The 18,254-nt window shown below is 73.5% G+C and carries 13 protein-coding genes and 1 pseudogene; 7 read left to right on the forward strand and 7 right to left on the reverse strand.

All coding sequences use genetic code 11. The annotated features are described in order from the left end of the window. Positions 1–24: 24 nt before the first annotated feature. A complete protein-coding gene (locus tag ACPXCS_RS32685) occupies positions 25–666 on the reverse strand; it encodes an alpha-ketoglutarate-dependent dioxygenase AlkB family protein (RefSeq protein ID WP_425949012.1) in 642 nt (213 codons plus the stop codon). 68 nt (positions 667–734) lie between these two features. Between ACPXCS_RS32685 and ACPXCS_RS32690 the strand changes: the two genes are divergently transcribed. Then, positions 735–1,865 (forward strand): methyltransferase, encoded by a 1,131-nt coding sequence (locus ACPXCS_RS32690; RefSeq protein ID WP_425949266.1) that lies wholly within the window; start codon positions 735–737, stop codon positions 1,863–1,865. Here the strand turns inward: ACPXCS_RS32690 and ACPXCS_RS32695 are convergent. Continuing rightward, a complete protein-coding gene (locus tag ACPXCS_RS32695; protein WP_425949014.1) occupies positions 1,855–2,715 on the reverse strand; it encodes a class II fructose-bisphosphate aldolase in 861 nt (286 codons plus the stop codon). The two genes, ACPXCS_RS32690 and ACPXCS_RS32695, sit on opposite strands and share 11 nt — an antisense overlap. Positions 2,716–2,728: 13 nt before the next feature. Next, positions 2,729–3,610, reverse strand: a complete 882-nt coding sequence (locus ACPXCS_RS32700) for an SIS domain-containing protein (protein ID WP_425949016.1) — start codon at positions 3,608–3,610, stop codon at positions 2,729–2,731. A gap of 181 nt (positions 3,611–3,791) precedes the next feature. Between ACPXCS_RS32700 and ACPXCS_RS32705 the strand changes: the two genes are divergently transcribed. Beyond that, positions 3,792–4,571 (forward strand): DeoR/GlpR family DNA-binding transcription regulator, encoded by a 780-nt coding sequence (locus ACPXCS_RS32705; protein ID WP_425949017.1) that lies wholly within the window; start codon positions 3,792–3,794, stop codon positions 4,569–4,571. 436 nt (positions 4,572–5,007) lie between these two features. Beyond that, a complete protein-coding gene (locus ACPXCS_RS32710) occupies positions 5,008–6,843 on the forward strand; it encodes a glycoside hydrolase family 15 protein (RefSeq protein ID WP_425949018.1) in 1,836 nt (611 codons plus the stop codon). 2 nt (positions 6,844–6,845) lie between these two features. On the opposite strand, the gene ACPXCS_RS32715 is transcribed toward ACPXCS_RS32710, so the two are convergent. After that, complete coding sequence (locus tag ACPXCS_RS32715) at positions 6,846–7,805, reverse strand: hypothetical protein (protein WP_425949020.1); 960 nt, start codon at positions 7,803–7,805, stop codon at positions 6,846–6,848. A gap of 184 nt (positions 7,806–7,989) precedes the next feature. Between ACPXCS_RS32715 and ACPXCS_RS32720 the strand changes: the two genes are divergently transcribed. Both ACPXCS_RS32720 and ACPXCS_RS32725 read left to right on the forward strand, forming a co-directional pair. Further along, positions 7,990–8,202, forward strand: a complete 213-nt coding sequence (locus tag ACPXCS_RS32720) for a heavy-metal-associated domain-containing protein (protein ID WP_425949021.1) — start codon at positions 7,990–7,992, stop codon at positions 8,200–8,202. Between the two features lie 3 nt (positions 8,203–8,205). Next, a complete protein-coding gene (locus ACPXCS_RS32725; RefSeq protein WP_425949022.1) occupies positions 8,206–10,452 on the forward strand; it encodes a heavy metal translocating P-type ATPase in 2,247 nt (748 codons plus the stop codon). Positions 10,453–10,464: 12 nt separating this feature from the next. Here ACPXCS_RS32725 and ACPXCS_RS32730 read toward each other — a convergent pair. Both ACPXCS_RS32730 and ACPXCS_RS32735 read right to left on the reverse strand, forming a co-directional pair. Beyond that, positions 10,465–11,120: pseudogene (locus tag ACPXCS_RS32730) on the reverse strand (class I SAM-dependent methyltransferase). Further along, positions 11,117–12,460, reverse strand: a complete 1,344-nt coding sequence (locus tag ACPXCS_RS32735) for a lysine N(6)-hydroxylase/L-ornithine N(5)-oxygenase family protein (RefSeq protein ID WP_425949024.1) — start codon at positions 12,458–12,460, stop codon at positions 11,117–11,119. The pseudogene ACPXCS_RS32730 and the gene ACPXCS_RS32735 overlap by 4 nt, the downstream one beginning before the upstream one ends. Positions 12,461–12,544: 84 nt before the next feature. Between ACPXCS_RS32735 and ACPXCS_RS32740 the strand changes: the two genes are divergently transcribed. Together ACPXCS_RS32740 and ACPXCS_RS32745 are read left to right on the forward strand one after the other, a co-directional pair. Beyond that, the gene (locus ACPXCS_RS32740) at positions 12,545–13,498 is read left to right on the forward strand and encodes a methionyl-tRNA formyltransferase (protein ID WP_425949026.1); all 954 of its coding nucleotides are present in this window, start codon (positions 12,545–12,547) and stop codon (positions 13,496–13,498) included. Positions 13,499–13,623: 125 nt separating this feature from the next. Beyond that, positions 13,624–14,634 carry an iron-siderophore ABC transporter substrate-binding protein gene (locus tag ACPXCS_RS32745; protein WP_425949028.1) on the forward strand — a complete coding sequence of 337 codons (1,011 nt, stop codon included), beginning with the start codon at positions 13,624–13,626 and terminating at the stop codon, positions 14,632–14,634. 69 nt (positions 14,635–14,703) lie between these two features. On the opposite strand, the gene ACPXCS_RS32750 is transcribed toward ACPXCS_RS32745, so the two are convergent. Further along, on the reverse strand, positions 14,704–18,243 hold the full coding sequence (locus ACPXCS_RS32750) for an amino acid adenylation domain-containing protein (RefSeq protein WP_425949029.1): 3,540 nt from the start codon (positions 18,241–18,243) through the stop codon (positions 14,704–14,706). Positions 18,244–18,254: the final 11 nt, after the last annotated feature.

Here is an 18,254-nt window from a genome sequence, read left to right on the forward strand (position 1 = left end):
CCCATGATCCGCCGGAGCGGCGGCCTACAGGCCGCTGACCCGGAGCGTGATGTTGAGCCGTCCGGTCAGGCCCAGCTCGGGCGGTGCCGTGCCGGCGTGCACCCGGGGCACGCCGTGGTGGGCGAGCCGGGACGGGCCGCCGAAGACGAACAGGTCGCCGCTGCGCAGCTCGACGTCGGTCCAGGGCCGGGTGCGGGTCTCGGTGTTGCCGAAGCGGAAGACGCAGGTGTCGCCGAGGCTCAGCGACACCACCGGCGCGTCCGACTGCTCGTCGCTGTCGCGGTGCATGCCCATGCGGGCGTCGACGCCGTAGAAGTTGATCAACGCGATGTCGTAGGCGGGCTCCGGTCCACTCAGGGTGTCGCGGACCGCCCGGCGGCCCAGGTCGCCCAGCCAGTCCGGGAAGGGCTTGACCGGCGCGCCGTCCCCGTCGGTGACCGTGCGGGCGTAGCCGTAGGGGTACCAGTGCCAGCCGAGGCACACCTGGCGGGCGGTCATGGTGCCGCCGCCGGGGGTGCGGACCGTGCGCAGTCCGGCGGGCGGCCGGGCCCAGGCGCGGCAGGCGTCGAGCAGGGCGCGCTGCTCATCGGTGTCCAGCCAGTCCGGCAGGTGCACCGCGCCGGGCGCGACCTCGGCACGGGCTCGGGGGAACAGCTCGCCGTCCATGCCCTCCATCCTGCCCGACCGGGGCTGAGCTGCGGCTCGGCTAGCCTGGACGCACGATGAACGACCGTATGACGACGCCGTGGGGCGCGCTCGCGCTGACCCGTTTCCCCGAGGACCCGCGCGAGACGCTGCGCGCCTGGGACGCCTCCGACGAGTACCTGCTGCGGCATCTGGCCGGGGAGGAGGCCGAGCTGTCGGGCACGGTCGTGGTGGTCGGCGACCGCTGGGGCGCGCTGGTCACGGCGCTCGCGGCGCACCGGCCGGTGCAGATCACCGACTCGTACCTGACGCAGGAGGCGACGCGCGCGAACCTGGCGCGGGCCGGGGCCGAACCGGGCGCGGTACGGCTGCTCACCACGCAGGACGCGCCGCCGGAACGGATCGACGTGCTGCTGGTGCGGGTGCCCAAGAGCCTGGCGCTGCTGGAGGACCAGCTGCTGCGGCTGGCGCCCGCGGTGCACGCGGGGACGGTCGTCGTGGGCACGGGGATGGTGAAGGAGATCCACACCTCCACGCTCCGGCTGTTCGAGCGGATCCTCGGCCCGACCCGCACCTCCCTCGCCGAGAAGAAGGCCCGGCTGATCTTCTGCTCGCCGGAGCCGGCGCGCGAGCGGCCCGCCAGCCCGTGGCCGTACGTCTACACGCTGCCGGACGGCATCGGCGCCGCCTCGGGGCGCACGGTGGTCAACCACGCGGGCGTCTTCTGCGCGGACCGGCTCGACGTCGGCACCCGGTTCTTCCTGGGGCACCTCCCGCAGGGCGGGGGCGGCCGGGTGGTGGACCTGGGGTGCGGCAACGGGGTGGTGGGGACGGCGGTGGCGCTGGCCGACCCGGGCGCCGAGGTCCTGTTCGTGGACGAGTCGTTCCAGGCCGTGGCGTCGGCGGAGGCGACGTACCGGGCGAACGGCGTGCCGGGGCATGCCGAGTTCCGGGTCGGCGACGGGCTGGCGGGGGTGCCGTCCGGCAGTGTCGACCTGGTCCTCAACAACCCGCCGTTCCACTCCCACCAGGCGACGACCGACGCCACGGCCTGGCGGATGTTCAGCGGGGCGCGGCGCGCGCTGCGGCCCGGCGGGGAGCTGTGGGTGATCGGCAACCGGCACCTGGGCTACCACGTGAAGCTGCGGAAGCTGTTCGGCAACAGCCGGGTCGTGGCGAGTGACCCGAAGTTCGTGGTGCTGAAGGCCGTCAAGCGGTAGGCGCGGCGAGGGTGCGCAGGGTCCGTGCCACGGTCCGGGTCATGGCGTCCCGGGCGACCGCCAGGTAGCCGCGCGGGTCGACGGCCTCCGGGCGTTCGGCGAGGAAGTCGCGGACCGCGCCGGTCAGCGCGATGTTGAGGGCCGTGCCGATGTTGACCTTGGTGATGCCGCCCGCGATCGCGGCCGTGAGTTCACCGTCCGGGACGCCGGAGGAGCCGTGCAGGACCAGCGGGACGTCCAGGGCGGCCGACAGGCGCTTGAGGAGGGCGTGGTCGAGGGCCGCCGTGCGGGTGGTCATGGCGTGGGCGCTGCCGACCGCGACGGCCAGGGCGTCCACGCCCGAGTCGGCGACGAAGGCCCGGGCCTCCTCGGGGTCGGTGCGGGCACCCGGGGCGTGGGCGTCCAGCGGGGGTCTGCCGTTCTTGCCGCCGATCTGGCCCAACTCGGCCTCGATCCACAGGCCGTGGGCGTGCGCCCAGTCGACCGCGGCCCGGGTCGCGGCGAGGTTCGCCTCGTAGGGCAGGCGGGCCGCGTCGTACATGACGGAGCTGAAGCCGGCGTCCACCGCCTGGTACAGCAGGGCGTCGCTCTGCACGTGGTCGAGGTGCAGGGCGACGGGTACGGCGGCGTGTTCGGCGGCCGTGCCGGCGGCCCGGGCGAGCGGCAGCAGCCGGCCGCCGCGGAACCTGACCGCGTTCTCGCTGATCTGCAGGACGACGGGGGTGTGCGCGGACTCGGCACCCGCGATGACCGCCTCGACGTGTTCCAGCGTGATGACGTTGAAGGAGGCGACGGCGGCGCGGGCCGCGGCGGCGCGGGTGACGAGCTCGCCGGTGGTGGTGAGGGGCACGGGGTCTCCAGGGTCAGGGCGCGAGGATCACCGAGCGCGTGAGGTGGCGCGGGCGGTCGGGGTCCAGACCGCGGGACGCGGCGACGGCGACCGCGAGCCGCTGGGCGCGGACGAGTTCGGCGAGCGGGTCGAGTCCTGCGGCGATCCACGTCGCGCCGGTGCCGCGCACCTGTGCGGCGAGTCCGTCCGGTGCGTCCCCGAACATCCAGGTCGCCGTGCCCGTGGTGCTGACGCTGATCGGGCCGTGCCGGTACTCCATCGCCGGATAGGCCTCCGCCCAGGCCAGGGCGGCCTCGCGCATCTTCAGGCCGGCCTCGTTCGCCAGGCCGACGGTCCAGCCGCGTCCCAGGAACGTGAACTGCCCGCAGTCGACGAGCCCTTCGGGCAGGGGCTGCGCCAGGGCGGTCCGCGCGTCGGCGACGGCGGTGCCGGGGTGGAGGCCGAAGTGGGCGCGCAGGAGGGTGAGGGCGGTGGTGGCGAACCGGGTCTGGACGACGGATCGTTCGTCCGCGTAGGCGAGGACGGCGAGTGCGTCGGCGGCCGCCCGCACGGGGGTGTCCGGGTCGGCGGTGACGGCGGTCGTGCGGGTGCGGCCCCGCAGCCGGTCGAGCAGGTCGAGGACTTCGGTCGTGGTGCCGGAGCGGGTGAGGGCGACGACCCGGTCGTAGGCACGGCCGTGCGGGAACTCCGAGGCGGCGAACGCGTCGGTCTCGCCCTGGCCCGCGCCCTCGCGCAGGGCGGCGGCCGCCTGCGCCATGAAGTACGAGGTGCCGCAGCCGACGATCGCCACGCGCTCGCCCGGTTCCGGCAGCGCCCCCGCGTGGTCCGCCGCCTCGGAGGCGGCCCGGGCCCAGCACTCGGGCTGGCTGGTCAGCTCGTCCTCGACATGCGTCATACCGCGCCTCCACGGTGATCTCGAGCCGGTGGTATCGGTGTGGCCGGTCGTCCAGCTGATCCTGCGGTTGATCCTGTAGCTGATCGTTGTTGCAAGATATAGCGAGATTTCGAGCATCATCAAGCATGCGGCGGCATCGGTTGCGTTAAGGTCGCCCGAAGATCGAGACGTGGAGGTGCGGATGTCGCGCGACGCCCGCTGGAAGGCGCTGCTGGAACTGCTCGTGGAGCGCGGCCGGCTGGACGTCGAGGAGGCGGCCGGGGAGCTCGGGGTGTCGGCGGCGACGATCCGCCGCGACTTCGACCGGCTGGCCGAGCAGCAGATGCTGGTGCGCACCCGGGGCGGTGCGGTCGTGCACGGCGTGTCGTACGAGTTGCCGCTGCGCTACAAGACGGCCCGGCACGTCTCCGAGAAGCAGCGCATCGCCCGGGCCGTCGCGGACCTGGTCGCGCCCGGGGAGGCGGTCGGGCTGACCGGGGGCACGACCACCACGGAGGTGGCGCGGGCCCTGGCCGTGCGCGGGGACCTGGCGTCCGGCTCGCCGGCGCTGACCGTGGTGACGAACGCGCTGAACATCGCCAACGAGCTGGCCGTGCGCCCGCAGTTCAAGATCGTGCTGACCGGCGGGGTCGCGCGCGCCCAGTCCTACGAGCTGGTCGGGCCGCTCGCGGACGGGGTGCTCGGGCAGATCACCGTCGATGTGGCGGTGCTCGGCGTCGTCGCCCTCGACGTCACGCACGGCGCCGCGGCGCACGACGAGGCGGAGGCGGCGATCAACCGGCTGCTGTGCGAGCGGGCGGAGCGGGTGGTGGTGGCGGCCGACTCCAGCAAGCTGGGGCAGCGGGCCTTTGCCCGCATCTGCGCGGTGGAGGCGGTGGACACGCTGGTCACGGACACGGATGCCGCCCCGGAGACGGTGCGGGCCTTCGAGGAGGCCGGGGTGCGGGTGCTCACGGTGTGACCGGGGGCCCGTGGGCCGTTCGTCGGTGCTCGCGGTGTGACCGCCGCGGCCCCGGAAGGACGCCCGCAGGCCCTCACGGCGTGAGCGGGCCCCGGCGGGCCGCCCGCGGGTCCCTCGCGGCGCGACCACGGACCCAGCGGGCCATCCGCAGGTACGCACGGGGTGACCGCAGGTCCCGATGGGCCGCCCGCGGGCCGCCCGCGGGTCCCTCGCTGCGCCACCACGGACCCAGCGGGCCATCCGCAGGTACGCACGGGGTGACCGCGGGTCCCGATGGGCCGCCCGCGGGTCCCCACGCAGTGAGCGGGCCCGGCAGGTCGCCCGCCCGCCCCGCCCCCGGGGAGTGACCGGCCCCCCGGGCCCGCGGTGCGACGGCGGGGTCCGGGCGGGCGGCCTAGGCTGGGGAAGAGGTGCGTGCCGGGGCAGGGAGGCTGTCATGGGCGGAGCGGCGGAGGACCGGGGCGGGCCGGGCGCGCGGCGGTACGTGCCGATCGCGGAGCACGGCCTGATCGGCGATCTGCGCAGTGTCGCCCTCGTGGGGACCGACGGCACGATCGACTGGTACTGCTGCCCCTCCTTCGACGCACCGAGCGTCTTCGCCGCGATCCTGGACGCCGAGCGCGGTGGCTGTTTCGAGCTGGCGGCGGCCGTGCCGGCCCGGACCAAGCAGTTCTACTTCCCCGACACGAACGTGCTGATCACCCGGTTCTTCACCGAGGACGGCGTCGGCGAGGTACAGGACTTCATGCCGGTCGGCGGTGAGTCGGCCGAGACCGAGCGGCACCGGCTGATCCGGCGGGTGGTGTGCGTGCGCGGCTCGATCCCGTTCCGTACGCGCGTGGCGCCGCGGTTCGGCTACGGCACCCGGCCGCACACTCTGACGCTGAACGGCGAGGTGGCGGTCTTCGAGGCCCGGGACCTCTCGCTCGCGCTGACCGCGACCGTGCCGCTGGAGGCCGAAGGGCCGGACGTGCGCGGGGACTTCAAGCTCTCCGAGGGCGAGTCGGCGGTGTTCGCGCTGGACAAGGTCGGCGGCGCGGTGACGCCGCGCCGGTGTGCGCACACGGAGGCCGAGGAGCAGTTCGCGGCGACCGTGGCGTACTGGCGGCGCTGGCTGTCGGCGTCCCGGTACAAGGGCCGCTGGCGGGAGATGGTGCACCGCTCGGCGCTGACGCTGAAGCTGCTGACGTACGCGCCGACCGGGGCGATCGTGGCCGCGCCCACGACGAGCCTGCCGGAGCGGCTCGGCGGCGAGCGCAACTGGGACTACCGCTACGTCTGGGTGCGGGACGCGGCCTTCTGCGTCTACGCCCTGCTCCGGCTGGGCTTCACCGGCGAGGCCGAGGCGTTCATGCGGTTCGTGACGCGGCACATCAGCCCCGGGGACGGCACGCACTCCGGTCCGCTGCAGATCATGTACGGCATCGACGGGCGCACCGACCTGCCCGAGCGCGAGCTCGACCACCTGGAGGGCCACCACGGCTCGGCGCCGGTCCGGGTCGGCAACGCCGCGGCCGACCAGTTGCAGCTCGACATCTACGGCGCGCTGATCGACTCGATCTACCTCTACGACAAGTGGGCCCAGCCCATCTCCAGCGGCCAGTGGGACGACGTGTGCGCCCTGGTGGACTGGGTGTGCGCGCACTGGGACCAGCCCGACGAGGGCATCTGGGAGACCCGGGGCGGCCGCAAGAGCTTCCTGTACTCGCGGCTGATGTGCTGGGTGGCGATCGAGCGGGCCATCCGGATGGCGAACCGGCGCGGGCTGCCCGCCGACCTGCTCCGCTGGCGGGAGTGCCGCGACACCATCTACCGGCGGATCATGAGCCGGGGCTGGTCCGGCACCCGCCGGGCCTTCGTGCAGCACGAGGACGGCGAGGTGCTGGACGCGGCCGTGCTGATGATGCCGCTGACGAAGTTCATCGCCCCGACCGACCCGAAGTGGCTGTCGACGCTGGACGTCCTGACCGAGGAGCTGGTGTCCGACTCGCTGGTCTACCGCTACGACCCGCAGTCCAGCCCGGACGGGCTGCGCGGCGACGAGGGCACGTTCTCCATCTGCTCCTTCTGGTACGTCGAGGCCATGGTGCACGCCGGCCGGATCGACGAGGCCCGCCTCGCCTTCGAGAAGATGCTCACGTACGCCAACCATCTCGGCCTGTACGCCGAGGAGATCAGCCACACCGGGGAGCAGCAGGGCAACTTCCCGCAGGCGTTCACCCACCTCGCGCTGATCAGCGCGGCTTTCAACCTGGACCGGGTCCTCGGCTGAGTTCAGTGCCCGTGGCCGTCGCCGGTGTGCCCCTCGGGGGTGGCGGTACCGGCCGCCGCCGAACCGGCCCGGACGGTGAAGGCGGCCGTGTGGACCGTGCCCTCGTGCCGGAAGTCGAGGAACAGGCGGTAGGAGCCGGCGCTGGGCGCCGTGGCCGTGAAGGAGATCTCCGGGCCGGGCCTGGTGGTGCCGTCGCCGGGTTCGCCGTTGGGGTGGACGTGCAGGTAGGCGAGGTCGCCGGAGCGCAGGGCGACCAGGTGGCCGTAGGCACCGAGGTAGGGCTGGAGGTCGGTGACGGGCTTGCCGTCGCGGGAGACCTTCAGCTTCAGTTCGCCGGCCTTGCCGGGGTGCAGGGCACCGGCCAGTTCGACCTCGTAACCGTTGGTCTCGGCCTTGGTGCCCGGGGCGGGCAGGTCCTTGGGCCGGTAGGGGCCGGAGGCGGCGAGGTCCGCGCCGAGGGTGAGGTTCCTCGCTCCCTGCCGCGCCGGGGTGAAGTCGGCGAAGACGCGGTAGCCGCCGGCGCGGGGCAGGTCGACGGGGATGCTCCAGGTGCCGTCGGCGGCGCGGGTGGGGTGCAGGTGGCGGTAGGTGAGCAGGTCGCGTGAGGCCACGACGAGGTGGAGTTCCTTGTCGTGCTCGCGCTGGTAGGCGGTGACGGCGCGGCCCTCGGCGTCCCGGACGGTGAAGCGCAGGTCGGTGCGCTGCCCCGCGGTGACGCGCGGCGTGGCGAGGTCGAGGGTGTAGCCGCCCTCGGAGATCTGCAGCCCGCCCGCCGGGGGTGTGTCGTGGCCCGCGTGCTGCTCGGCCCGGGCCGGCCGGGGCCCGGGCCGGGTGTGCTCGCTCCCGTGCTTCGGCGGCTCGTCGGCGACGACGGGGCCGATGCCCTGGCCGACGCCGTAGGCCGTGCCGAACGTGGCGGCCAGGGCGGCGGCGAAGGTGGTGATCTTCAGTCCGGTGTTCATGGCGTTCGGCTCCTTCAGATACCGGGCCTCCCGCTCCGATGCGGGGCCTTCTTGCACTTCACCATACCCCCGGGGGGTACCAAGTCAAGTCGCTTCGCCGCTTGCATCGTATACCCCATGGGGGTATACAGGAACCCAGCGGGGCATACCCCCCCGTATTTCGGGATCAATCAGAGGAGGCACGATGCCCGCCACCACCTACGCCGTCGCCGGAATGTCCTGCGGTCACTGCAAGGCCACGCTCACCGGGGCCATCGGCGCGCTGGACGGCGTCAGCGGCGTCGAGGTCGATCTCGGCACCGGGCACGTCACCGTCACCGGCGCCGGCGAGCCCGACGACGCCGCGATCGCCGAGGCGGTCGACGAGGCCGGCTACGAGCTCACCGGAAGGGTCTGAGCGATGACCACCGGCACGACCGGGACCGCCGCCGAGGTGGAACTCGCCATCGGCGGCATGACCTGCGCCTCCTGCGCGGCGCGCGTCGAGAAGAAGCTCAACCGCATGGAAGGGGTCACCGCCACCGTCAATTACGCGACCGAGAAGGCGAAGGTCAGCTACTCCGGTGACGTGTCGGTCGGCGATCTGATCGCCACGGTCGAGGCGACCGGTTACACGGCCGAGGAGCCCGCGCCCGCCGAGACGCCCGGCGAACCGGCCGCGGCACCCGACGACCTCCGGCCGCTGCGCGAGCGGCTGGTCACGGCCGTGGTCCTGGCGGTGCCCGTGGTGGCCATGGCCATGATCCCGGCCCTGCAGTTCTCGTACTGGCAGTGGCTGTCGCTCACGCTGGCCGCCCCGGTCGTGACGTACGCGGCGTGGCCCTTCCACAAGGCGGCCTTCGTCAACGCCCGGCACGGCGCGGCCACCATGGACACGCTGATCTCGGTGGGCACCTCGGCCGCGTTCCTGTGGTCGCTGTGGGCGCTGTTCCTCGGCACCGCGGGCACACCGGGGATGACGCACCCCTTCGAGCTGACCATCGAGCGCACCGACGGCGCGGGGAACATCTACCTGGAGGCCGCGGCGGGCGTGACCGCCTTCATCCTGGCGGGGCGGTACTTCGAGGCCCGGGCCAAGCGCAGGGCGGGAGCGGCGCTGCGGGCGCTGCTGGAGCTCGGCGCGAAGGACGTCACCGTGTTGGGCGACGACGGCCGCGAACGGACCGTGCCGGTCGGTGAGTTGCGGGCCGGGGACCGGTTCCTGGTCCGGCCCGGGGAGAAGATCGCCACCGACGGGACGGTGGTCGAGGGGTCCTCGGCCGTGGACGCCTCGATGCTCACCGGCGAGTCCGTGCCGGTGGAGGTGGGCGCCGGGGACCCGGTGACCGGTGCCACGATCAATGTCGGCGGGCGGCTCGTCGTACGCGCCACGCGCGTCGGGGCCGACACCCAACTGGCCCGGATGGCCCGGCTGGTGGAGGACGCGCAGAACGGCAAGGCCGCCGCGCAGCGTCTGGCGGACCGCATCTCGGCCGTGTTCGTGCCGGTCGTGATCGCCCTCGCGCTGGGCACCCTGGGTTTCTGGCTCGGCAACGGCGCCGGGCTCACGGCCGCCTTCACGGCCGCGGTCGCCGTCCTCGTCATCGCCTGCCCGTGCGCCCTGGGCCTCGCGACACCGACCGCGCTGATGGTCGGCACCGGGCGGGGCGCCCAGCTCGGCATCCTCATCAAAGGGCCGGAGGTGCTGGAGTCCACCCGCCGCGTCGACACCGTCGTCCTCGACAAGACCGGCACCGTCACCACCGGCCGGATGACGCTGCTGGCCGTGCACACCGCCGACGGCACGGACGAGGCCGGCGTGCTGCGGCTGGCGGGGGCGCTGGAGCACGCGTCCGAGCACCCGATCGCCCGGGCCGTCGCCGACGGGGCACTGCAGAGGCTGGGCACGCTGCCGGTGCCCGAGGACTTCGCCAACGTCCCCGGACTGGGCGTCCAGGGCGTCGTCGAGGGCCACGCGGTGCTCGTCGGGCGGGAACGGCTGCTGGCCGACTGGGCGATGGAGCTGCCCGAGGGGCTGGCCCGGGCCCGCGCGGCGGCCGAGGAGGCCGGGCGCACCGCGATCGTGGTCGCCTGGGACGGCGAGCCGCGGGCGGTGCTGGAGGTCGCCGACGCGGTGAAGGACACGAGCGCGGAGGCGGTCCGGCGGCTGCGGGCGCTGGGGCTCACGCCCCTGCTGCTGACCGGTGACAACAGGGCCGTGGCCGAGTCCGTCGCCCGTGAGGTGGGCATCGAGGAGGTCGTCGCCGAGGTGCTCCCGCAGGACAAGGTCGACGTCGTCAGGAAGCTGCAAGCGCAGGGCCGTTCGGTCGCCATGGTCGGCGACGGGGTCAACGACGCGGCGGCGCTGGCCCAGGCCGATCTCGGTCTGGCGATGGGCACCGGCTCGGACGCCGCGATCGAGGCCGGGGACCTGACCCTGGTCCGGGGCGACCTGCGGGCCGCCGCGGACGCCATCCGGCTCGCCCGCCGCACCCTCGGCACCATCCGCTCGAACCTGTTCTGGGCCTTCGCCTACAACGTGGCGGCCCTGCCGCTGGCCGCCGCCGGTCTGCTCACCCCGATGATCGCCGGGGCGGCGATGGCCTTCTCCTCGGTCTTCGTGGTCGGCAACTCCCTGCGGCTGCGCACGTTCCGGGCCGCCGGCTGAGATCGCGGCCGGTCAGGGGCGGCGCCAGAGCAGGGTGTACCGCCAGAACAGGCGGCGGCGCAGGCGCGCGCCGGGCAGGACGGCGCGCGCCGCGCGGGCGATCTCGGGGAACGTCGCCCGCGCCGGCCGGGTGGGAGCGGACAGCGATACGGGGCGCGGAGCCCGGCGGCCCCGGTTCACGACCAGCGCCATGACGACGTTGAGCGGCACCGACACGAGGCCCAGCAGGTGGTCGACGGGCGTCCGCGGCCGGTGCAGACCGACGACCAGCAGGGTGCCGCCGGGGGCCAGCCGGTCACGGAAGGCCTCCAGGGCCTCGGTGAGCGGCAGATGGTGCAGCACGGCGACACAGGTGATGGCGTCATGGGGCCCGTCGGGAAGCCCGGCCGGGGCGTCGGCCACCGTGTAGTCACCGGGGCCGCCGCGGGGGTCAGCTCCCGGGCCCGGGCCGTGATCACCGGATCTGCGTCGATCCCGTGCACGCGCCCGGCCCGGCCGGCCAGCAGCCGGGCGAGGTCTCCGCTGCCGCATCCCACGTCCAGGGCGCTGCCCACCCGGGTGGGGAGGTTGCGCAGGATCCAGGGGTGGAAGCGGGCGTTGTGGTCCCACGGGCGCGCCGCGTGGAAACGGCCGAGCGCGCGCAGGACCCGGTGGGGCTCGACGGTCATGCCCCCAGTGCAGCAGATCCGTCCACGCGCCCGCCGCACCGGTCGAGCAGGGAGCGGTGGATCTCGCCCGCGCGGATGGCCGTGGTCGACAGCAGCGTCGAGGTCAGGCCGTGGGTGTGTTCCGTGCCGCCCTGGAGGTAGATGCCGGCTGTGACATCCGGGGCGGTCTCGGCACGGTGGTCGCGGCGGACGCGGATCGCGTCCTCGTCGTCGCGCAGGCAGACCTTGGCCGCCTCGCCGAGCAGCGTGGTGAGGTCCCTCGGGCGGTAACCGGTCGCGTGCACGAGCACGTCGGCCTCCAGCACCCGCTGCTCGCCGGTCGGCAGGAACTCCACCACGACGTCCAGGGATCCGTCGCCCCGGGTGCGCACGTCGCGGATCCGGGAGACGTTGAGGAAGCGCAGGCGCTCCCGGCCGGCGACCTTCTCCTGGTAGGAGGTCGCGTACAGGGCCTCGATCAGGTCCATGTCGACGACGGAGTAGTTGGTGGAGCGGTGGTAGTCGAAGAGGGACTGTTTCACCTCGGAGGGTGCGCCGAAGTACACGTCCACCGCGTCCGGGTCGAAGATGCGGTTGGCGAACGGGCTGTCGTCGGCCGGGGTGTAGCCGTACTTGGCGAATACCGCGCAGACCTCGGCCCCGGGGAAGGAGCGGTGCAGGTAGTCGACCGTCTCGGCGGCGCTCTGCCCCGCGCCCAGGACGACGGCGCGGCGCACCGGCGTGCGCCGGTCGAGCAGTTCGGCGACCCGGGGCAGTAACTGGCTGTTGTGCCAGACCCGTTCGGACAGCTCGACCCCGGGCGGCACGTGCGGCTCCAGGCCGACGGCGACGCTGAGGTTCGCGGCGCGGTAGGTCGCCCCGGCGCCGCCGCAGACCACGTCGAAGCCGGTCACGGCGCCCGACGCGTCACGCACCGGGTCGACGGCGGTCACCTCGCGGTCGTAGGCGACCAGGTGCGGCACGCGTGCGGCGGCCCACTCGAAGTACTCGTGGAACTCCACCCGCAGCGGGAAGAGCGTCTTCTGGTTCAGGAAGTCGACGAGCCGGCCGCGTTCGCGCAGGAAGCACAGGAAGCTGTAGTCGCTGGCCGGATCGCGCAGGGTGACGAGGTCCTTGAGGAAGGACACCTGCATGGTGGCGTCGTCGATGAGCATGCCCCGGTGCCAGCCGAAACGCGGCTGGCGTTCCAGGAAGAGGGCGTTGAGCCGCCGCTCCGGCGGGACCCCCGCGTTGTGTTCCTCGATCGCTATGGCCAGGGCGAGATTCGACGGTCCGAAGCCGATTCCGAGGACGTCATAGGTGGTGTCCGTGGTGTCCGATCCCGTGAGCGGTGAGTTCACGTGGGCATCGCCTCCCTCAGGCAGCCACATGTTAGATAAGGTTAGCCTTACCTTGCAATGGAGCCGCCGGAGAGGGAGAACCGCATGCGCGTCGCCATGTTCGGCTATCAGACCTGGGGTCACCGCACGCTCCAGGCCCTGCTGGACTCCGACCACGAGGTCACCCTCGTCGTCACCCACCCCAAGAGCGACCACGCCTACGAGAAGATCTGGGACGACTCCGTCGCCGAACTCGCCGCGAAGCACGACGTCCCCGTCCTCCTGCGCAACCGCCCTGACGACCCCGAACTCCTCGACGCGCTGCGCGCGGCCGGCCCGGACCTCATCGTCGCCAACAACTGGCGCACCTGGCTGCCCCCGGAGGTCTTCGACCTCCCGCCGCACGGCACCCTCAACATCCACGACTCGCTGCTGCCGTCGTACGCCGGCTTCTCGCCGATCATCTGGGCGCTCCTCAACGGCGAGGAGCGCGTCGGCGTCACCGCGCACCGCATGAACGGCGAACTGGACGCCGGGGACATCCTGGTGCAGCGCGCGGTGCCCGTCGGGCCGTCCGACACCGCCACCGACCTGTTCCACCGCACCGTGGACCTCATCGCCCCGATCGTGCGCGAGTCGCTCGACCTCATCGCCACGGGCCGGGACGCCGGGCAGTGGGTGCCCCAGGACCGCAGCCGGGCGAGCTTCTTCCACAAGCGCTCCGACGTGGACAGCCGCATCGACTGGACCTGGCCGGCCGAGCGGCTGGAACGGCTGGTGCGCGCCCAGTCGGACCCCTACCCGAACGCGTACACCTTCCACCGCGGGCAGCGGCTGCGCATCACCTCGGCCGCCGTGTCAGAGGGGCGCTACGGAGGCACGCCCGGGCGGATCTTCATCCGCGAGGGCGACGGCGTGGTGATCGTGGCCGGACCCGAGGCGCACACCGGCCGCTGCCCGGGGCTCGTCGTCAGGCGGCTGCGCACGGAGGACGGCACGGAGTACGCAGCGACCGACTACTTCCGCACGATGGGCGGCTATCTGACGGCGCGTGGGTAACCGACGCTCCGTCACATCCCAACGGCCGGGCGGAGATTGCCCGGAAGCCGTTGCTGAGGTAAGCCTTACCTTGCTTTACTGACGGCCGCACGACTCCTGCCTGTACCCGGCGACAAGGGACGCACATGCCGAGAAAGTTCCTCACCACCCTTCTCACCGTCACCCTGGCCGCCGGGTTGGCAGCCTGCGGGTCCGTCAAGGACGACTCCGCCCCCTCCTCCGGTGACGCCGAGGCGGACTCCTCGTCCGCCTTCCCCGTCACCATCAAGCACAGGTTCGGCAGTACGAAGATCGCCGAGGAACCCCGGCGGATCGTGGTGATCGGCGACGGCGGCACCGACGACGTCGACGCGCTCTACGCCCTCGGGGTCACACCGATCGCCGTCTCCAAGGACGCCTTCGCCGCCGACGGGGTCCACCCCTGGCTGAAGGACCGGGTCGACACCAAGAAGACCAAGCTCCTGAACACCATGAACGGGGTGGACTTCGAGGAGGTGGCGGCGCTCCGGCCCGACCTGATCCTCGCCACCTCCGACTTCACCCTGGAGAAGAACTACAAGAAGCTCTCCGCGGTGGCCCCGACCATCGGCTACGAGACCGCGTGGGGCAAGCAGACCTGGCAGGAACACGTCCAGGTCGTGGCGAAGGCCGTCGGCAGGCAGGAGCAGGCCGCCAAGGCCATCGAGGACACCGAGGACAGCATCGCCGCCGTGAAGGCGAAGCACCCCGGGCTGGAGGGCAGGACCTACAGCCTGTCCATCGGCAACACCCCGGCCAAGATCTACACCATCGCCTCGGAGGACGACTTCGCGGCGAAGCTGATGAGCGAGGTCGGGCTGAGCCTCACCCCGTCGGTGAAGAACATCAAGACCGTCAGCGGCAGCCCCACCGGCGAGCTGTCCTTCGAGCAGCTCGACAAGCTCGACGCCGACCTGGTCGTCATCGCCTTCACCACACCGGAGCTGAAGAAGGCCTTCGAGTCCAGCGCCCTGGTGAAGAACATGACCGCGGTCAAGAAGAACCGCTACGTCGTGACCGACGTGGCGACCATCAGCCAGCTCCGCAGCCCGTCCGTGCTGGGCATCCCGTGGGCGCTGGACAACCTGGAGCCCGGGTTCGCCAAGCTGGACGAGTAGTCCGGGCAGGTCTCCGAAGCGGCGGCGGAGCGGCGGGACACGTCAGGTGCCCCGCCGCTCCGCCGTCCGTCAGATGTCGCGCAGGGCCGAGTCGACCTCCTCCGCCGACATGTCCTCGATCTCCAGGTGCAGCGCGGCGACCTGTTCGAGCCGCCCCGGGGTCTGCTCCTCGGCGGCCAGCCGCTTGGCCATACCGCCCGGGGTGAGGGTCGCGAACAGGGACCGCACCGTCACCTCCGAGGTGTCCAGGGCCTCCCGCAGCCGGCTCACGATGACGGTGGCGAGCACCGAGTCACCGCCGAGCGCGAAGAACCCCTCGTCCACGCCGACCCGTTCGGCTCCCAGGACCTCGGCCCAGACGCGCGAGACGACCGTCTCCAGCGCGCTGCCGGGCTCCCGGTGCCGCTCCTCCCCCGCCCCCGGCACCTCCCACAGCGCCCGGACGGCACGGCGGTCGAGTTTGCCGTTGGCGGTGAGCGGCAGCTCCGCGGCGACGGCGACCCGGGCCGGGACCATGTGCGGCGGCAGCACCGTACGCGCCCACTGCCGCAGTTCCTCCTCGGTCGTGCCGGGAGCGGCGGCCACCGCGGCCGCCAGCTGGAGGCCGGGGCCGCTCGTCAGGCCGGCGACGGCACGCCGCACCGCCGGATGCCCGGCCAGTGCCGCCTCCACCTCGCCGAGTTCGACGCGGAAGCCGCGCAGCTTCACCTGGTGGTCGCGCCGGCCGAGGAACTCCAGGGTGCCGTCGGGCCAGTAGCGGGCGAGGTCCCCGGTGCGGTACCAGCGCACACCGTCGGCCTCGGTGAACTTCTCGGCCGTGCGCCGCGGATCACCCCGGTAGCCGAGCGCCACACCGTCCCCACCGATCCACAGCTCCCCCGGCACCCAGTCGGGGCAGTCCCGGCCGCGCGGGTCCACGACCCGGCAGCGGACGTTGCGCAGCGGGGTGCCGTAGGGCACGGCCCGCCAGTGCGCGGGCACATGTGCCTCGACGACCTCGCAGACGGTGGAGTGGATGGCGGTCTCGGTGGTGCCGCCGAGGCCGGTGAAGCGGCAGCCGGGTGCTCGCTCGGCGAGCCGCCCGGGCAGGTCGGTGCCCACCCAGTCCCCGCCGAGCAGCACCGCGCGCAGGCCCGCCAGTTCGCCGGGACCGGTGGCGAGCAGCAGCATGTCCAGCAAGGGCGGAACGCAGTTGAGGACCGTCACCCCGTGCCGGCGCACCAGCTCGGCCCACGGCCGGGCCTCGCGCCGGTCGGCCTCGTCGATCAGCACCACCGCGCCGCCCGCGCTCAGCAGCCCGAACACGTCGTAGACGGAGAGGTCGAAGTCGAGCGCGGACAGGGCCAGGCAGCGGTCCGAGGGGCCCACGGCGAAACGCGCGTCGAGGTCGTCGACGGTGTTCATGGCCGCCCGGTGCGGCACCTCGACGCCCTTGGGTTCGCCGGTGGAGCCGGAGGTGAACAGCACGTAGGCGACCTGTTCCTCGTCCACCGGGACGGGTGCGGGCAGCGGGTCGTGGCGGAGCGCGTCCCGCACGGGCAGGTGGCCGCCGTCCGCCGGGCCGCCCGCGGTCCCGGCGGCGGTGTCGGCCCGGGACCCGTCGGCGGGGTCGCCCGCGGGCCCGTCGGTGAGCGTGAGGCGGAAACCCGCGGTGGCGCGGATGCGGTCGCGGCGGGCGGGCGGCTGCTCGACCCCGACCGGTACGTACGCGGCCCCGGCGGCCAGGACGCCGAGGACGGCGGTGATCTGGTCGGGCCCCTTGGGCAGGCTCACCGCGACGGTGTCGCCCGGCCGTACCCCCCGGTCCGCGAGGGCGGCGGCGCAGCGCAGCGCCCGGTCGGCCAGCTCCCCGTACGACAGGGCGCCTTCCGTCCCCCACAGCAGGGCGGGGGCCCCCGGCCGCTCGGCCGCGTGGGCGAAGAAGCCCTCGTGCAGCAGGCGGTGGCTGCGGGGGGCGTCGGTGGCGTTCACCGCCCTGCGGACGGCCGACTGTTCCTCGGTCAGCAGCGCGGGCACCGGCCGGTCCCACACCCCGTCCTCGGTGCCCAGCCGGGTGACGAGGCCGTGGAACGCGGCGAACATCGCGTCGACCAGTCCGGCGGGGAAGGCGTCCTCGCGGACGTCCCAGTTGACGAGCAGTCCGCCGTCGACCTCGGTGACCTGGGCGTCCAGCAGCACCTGCGGGCCCTGCGAGATGATCCACACCGGCTGCCCGAAGGAGTCGCGCACCTCCGCGTCGAACAGCTCCCCGAGGTTGAGGGCGCTGGTGAACACCACGGGCGCCAGCACCTGTTCGCCCCGCTGCCGGGTCAGGTCGCGCAGCACCTCCACGCCCGAGTAGTCGGCGTGGGCCGCGTCGGTGTGCATCCGGTCCTGGAGCCGGCGGGCGTGCTCGGTGAACGACGCCGGCTCGGACAGGTCGACGTCGAGCAGGACCGAGCTGGTGAAGTCACCCACGAGCAGGTCCGTGTCGGGGTGCGAGCCGCGGCGGTCGAACATGGGGACGTTCAGCAGGAAGCGGGGCTGACCGCTGTGCGCGGCCAGCACCTCCGAGAAGGCGGTCGCGACGGCCATGGCCGGGGTCAGCCCGTGCTGGTGGGCGCGGGCGGCCAGGCGCCGCTTCTCCTCGGGCGGCAGCCAGTGGTGGCGCCGCGTCACGCGCGTCGGGTCGGCACGCTCCGCCTCGGGCACCAGCGGCAGGTCGGGCGCGCTGGGCAGTTCCGGCACCCGCCTGCGCCACCACTGCTGCGCCTGCTCCCGGCTCAGCCGCCGCACCTCGGCGCGCTCCGCCAGATAGGCCGGGTAGCTGGTGCGGATCGGAGGCAGCGCGGCGCCGGGGTCGCGGTAGAGCCGGGCGAGGTCGGAGAGCAGGACGCGGTAGCTGAGGGCATCGGCGGCGAGCATGTCGACGTCCACGTGCAGCCGGCTGCGGCCGTCGGGCAACAGGGTGAGCTGCACGGAGAACACCTCTGCGGCGGCGACGTCGAGCCGGGCGTGCGAGGACGACTGCCGGATCTCCTCCGCCTTGGCCGCGGCCGACTCGGGGTCGAGGCTCCGCAGGTCGTTGACGGCCGTCGCCGGGCGGGTGAGCTCGGGCAGGATCCGCTGGCGGCCGTCGTCGCCGAACCGGGCCCGGAGCATGCCGTGCCGCCGCACCAGGGCCCGCACGGCGGTGTCGAGCCGTTCCGGGTCGACACCGGAGCCGTCGAACTCGACGTACAGGTGGGCGGCGACGGAGCCGAGAGTGGTGTCGTCACCGCGGCCGATCCAGTAGGCGTGCTGCATCACGGCGAGCGGGAAGGGCTCGGCGGGTTCGGCGGCCGGGGCCTCGACGGCCGGTTCGGCCGGCCGGGCCGGATCGGCCGGGGCGGGTGCCGGGGCCCGGGAGGCGAGCAGGGCCCGCCAGGCGCGCAGGGTGGGTTCCCTCGCGAGTTCCGCGAAGCCGACCTTGACGCCCTGCTTGCGCCAGGAGCCGGCGATCCTCATCAGGGTGATGGAGTCCAGGCCCCAGGCTATGAGGCTGTCGTCGTCGCCCGGCGGGGTGTCCGGGCCCAATGTGTCGGTGACCGAACGGAGCAGCTCGTCCGTGGTCGGGGGGTGCTGCGTCACCGGTTCCTCCG

Origin of the sequence: Streptomyces sp. DT190, from assembly GCF_049846985.1 — a bacterium.
GTDB lineage: Bacteria > Actinomycetota > Actinomycetes > Streptomycetales > Streptomycetaceae > Streptomyces.

What these genes read in the sequence shown, in the direction of transcription:
- ACPXCS_RS32685 (WP_425949012.1), bottom strand. Translation starts at nt 666, where the DNA reads ATGGACGGCGAGCTGTTCCCCCGAGCCCGTGCCGAGGTCGCGCCCGGC.
- ACPXCS_RS32740 (WP_425949026.1), top strand. Translation starts at nt 12,545, where the DNA reads ATGCGCGTCGCCATGTTCGGCTATCAGACCTGGGGTCACCGCACGCTC.
- ACPXCS_RS32725 (WP_425949022.1), top strand. Translation starts at nt 8,206, where the DNA reads ATGACCACCGGCACGACCGGGACCGCCGCCGAGGTGGAACTCGCCATC.
- ACPXCS_RS32745 (WP_425949028.1), top strand. Translation starts at nt 13,624, where the DNA reads ATGCCGAGAAAGTTCCTCACCACCCTTCTCACCGTCACCCTGGCCGCC.
- ACPXCS_RS32690 (WP_425949266.1), top strand. Translation starts at nt 735, where the DNA reads ATGACGACGCCGTGGGGCGCGCTCGCGCTGACCCGTTTCCCCGAGGAC.
- ACPXCS_RS32700 (WP_425949016.1), bottom strand. Translation starts at nt 3,610, where the DNA reads ATGACGCATGTCGAGGACGAGCTGACCAGCCAGCCCGAGTGCTGGGCC.
- ACPXCS_RS32710 (WP_425949018.1), top strand. Translation starts at nt 5,008, where the DNA reads ATGGGCGGAGCGGCGGAGGACCGGGGCGGGCCGGGCGCGCGGCGGTAC.
- ACPXCS_RS32705 (WP_425949017.1), top strand. Translation starts at nt 3,792, where the DNA reads ATGTCGCGCGACGCCCGCTGGAAGGCGCTGCTGGAACTGCTCGTGGAG.
- ACPXCS_RS32715 (WP_425949020.1), bottom strand. Translation starts at nt 7,805, where the DNA reads ATGAACACCGGACTGAAGATCACCACCTTCGCCGCCGCCCTGGCCGCC.
- ACPXCS_RS32720 (WP_425949021.1), top strand. Translation starts at nt 7,990, where the DNA reads ATGCCCGCCACCACCTACGCCGTCGCCGGAATGTCCTGCGGTCACTGC.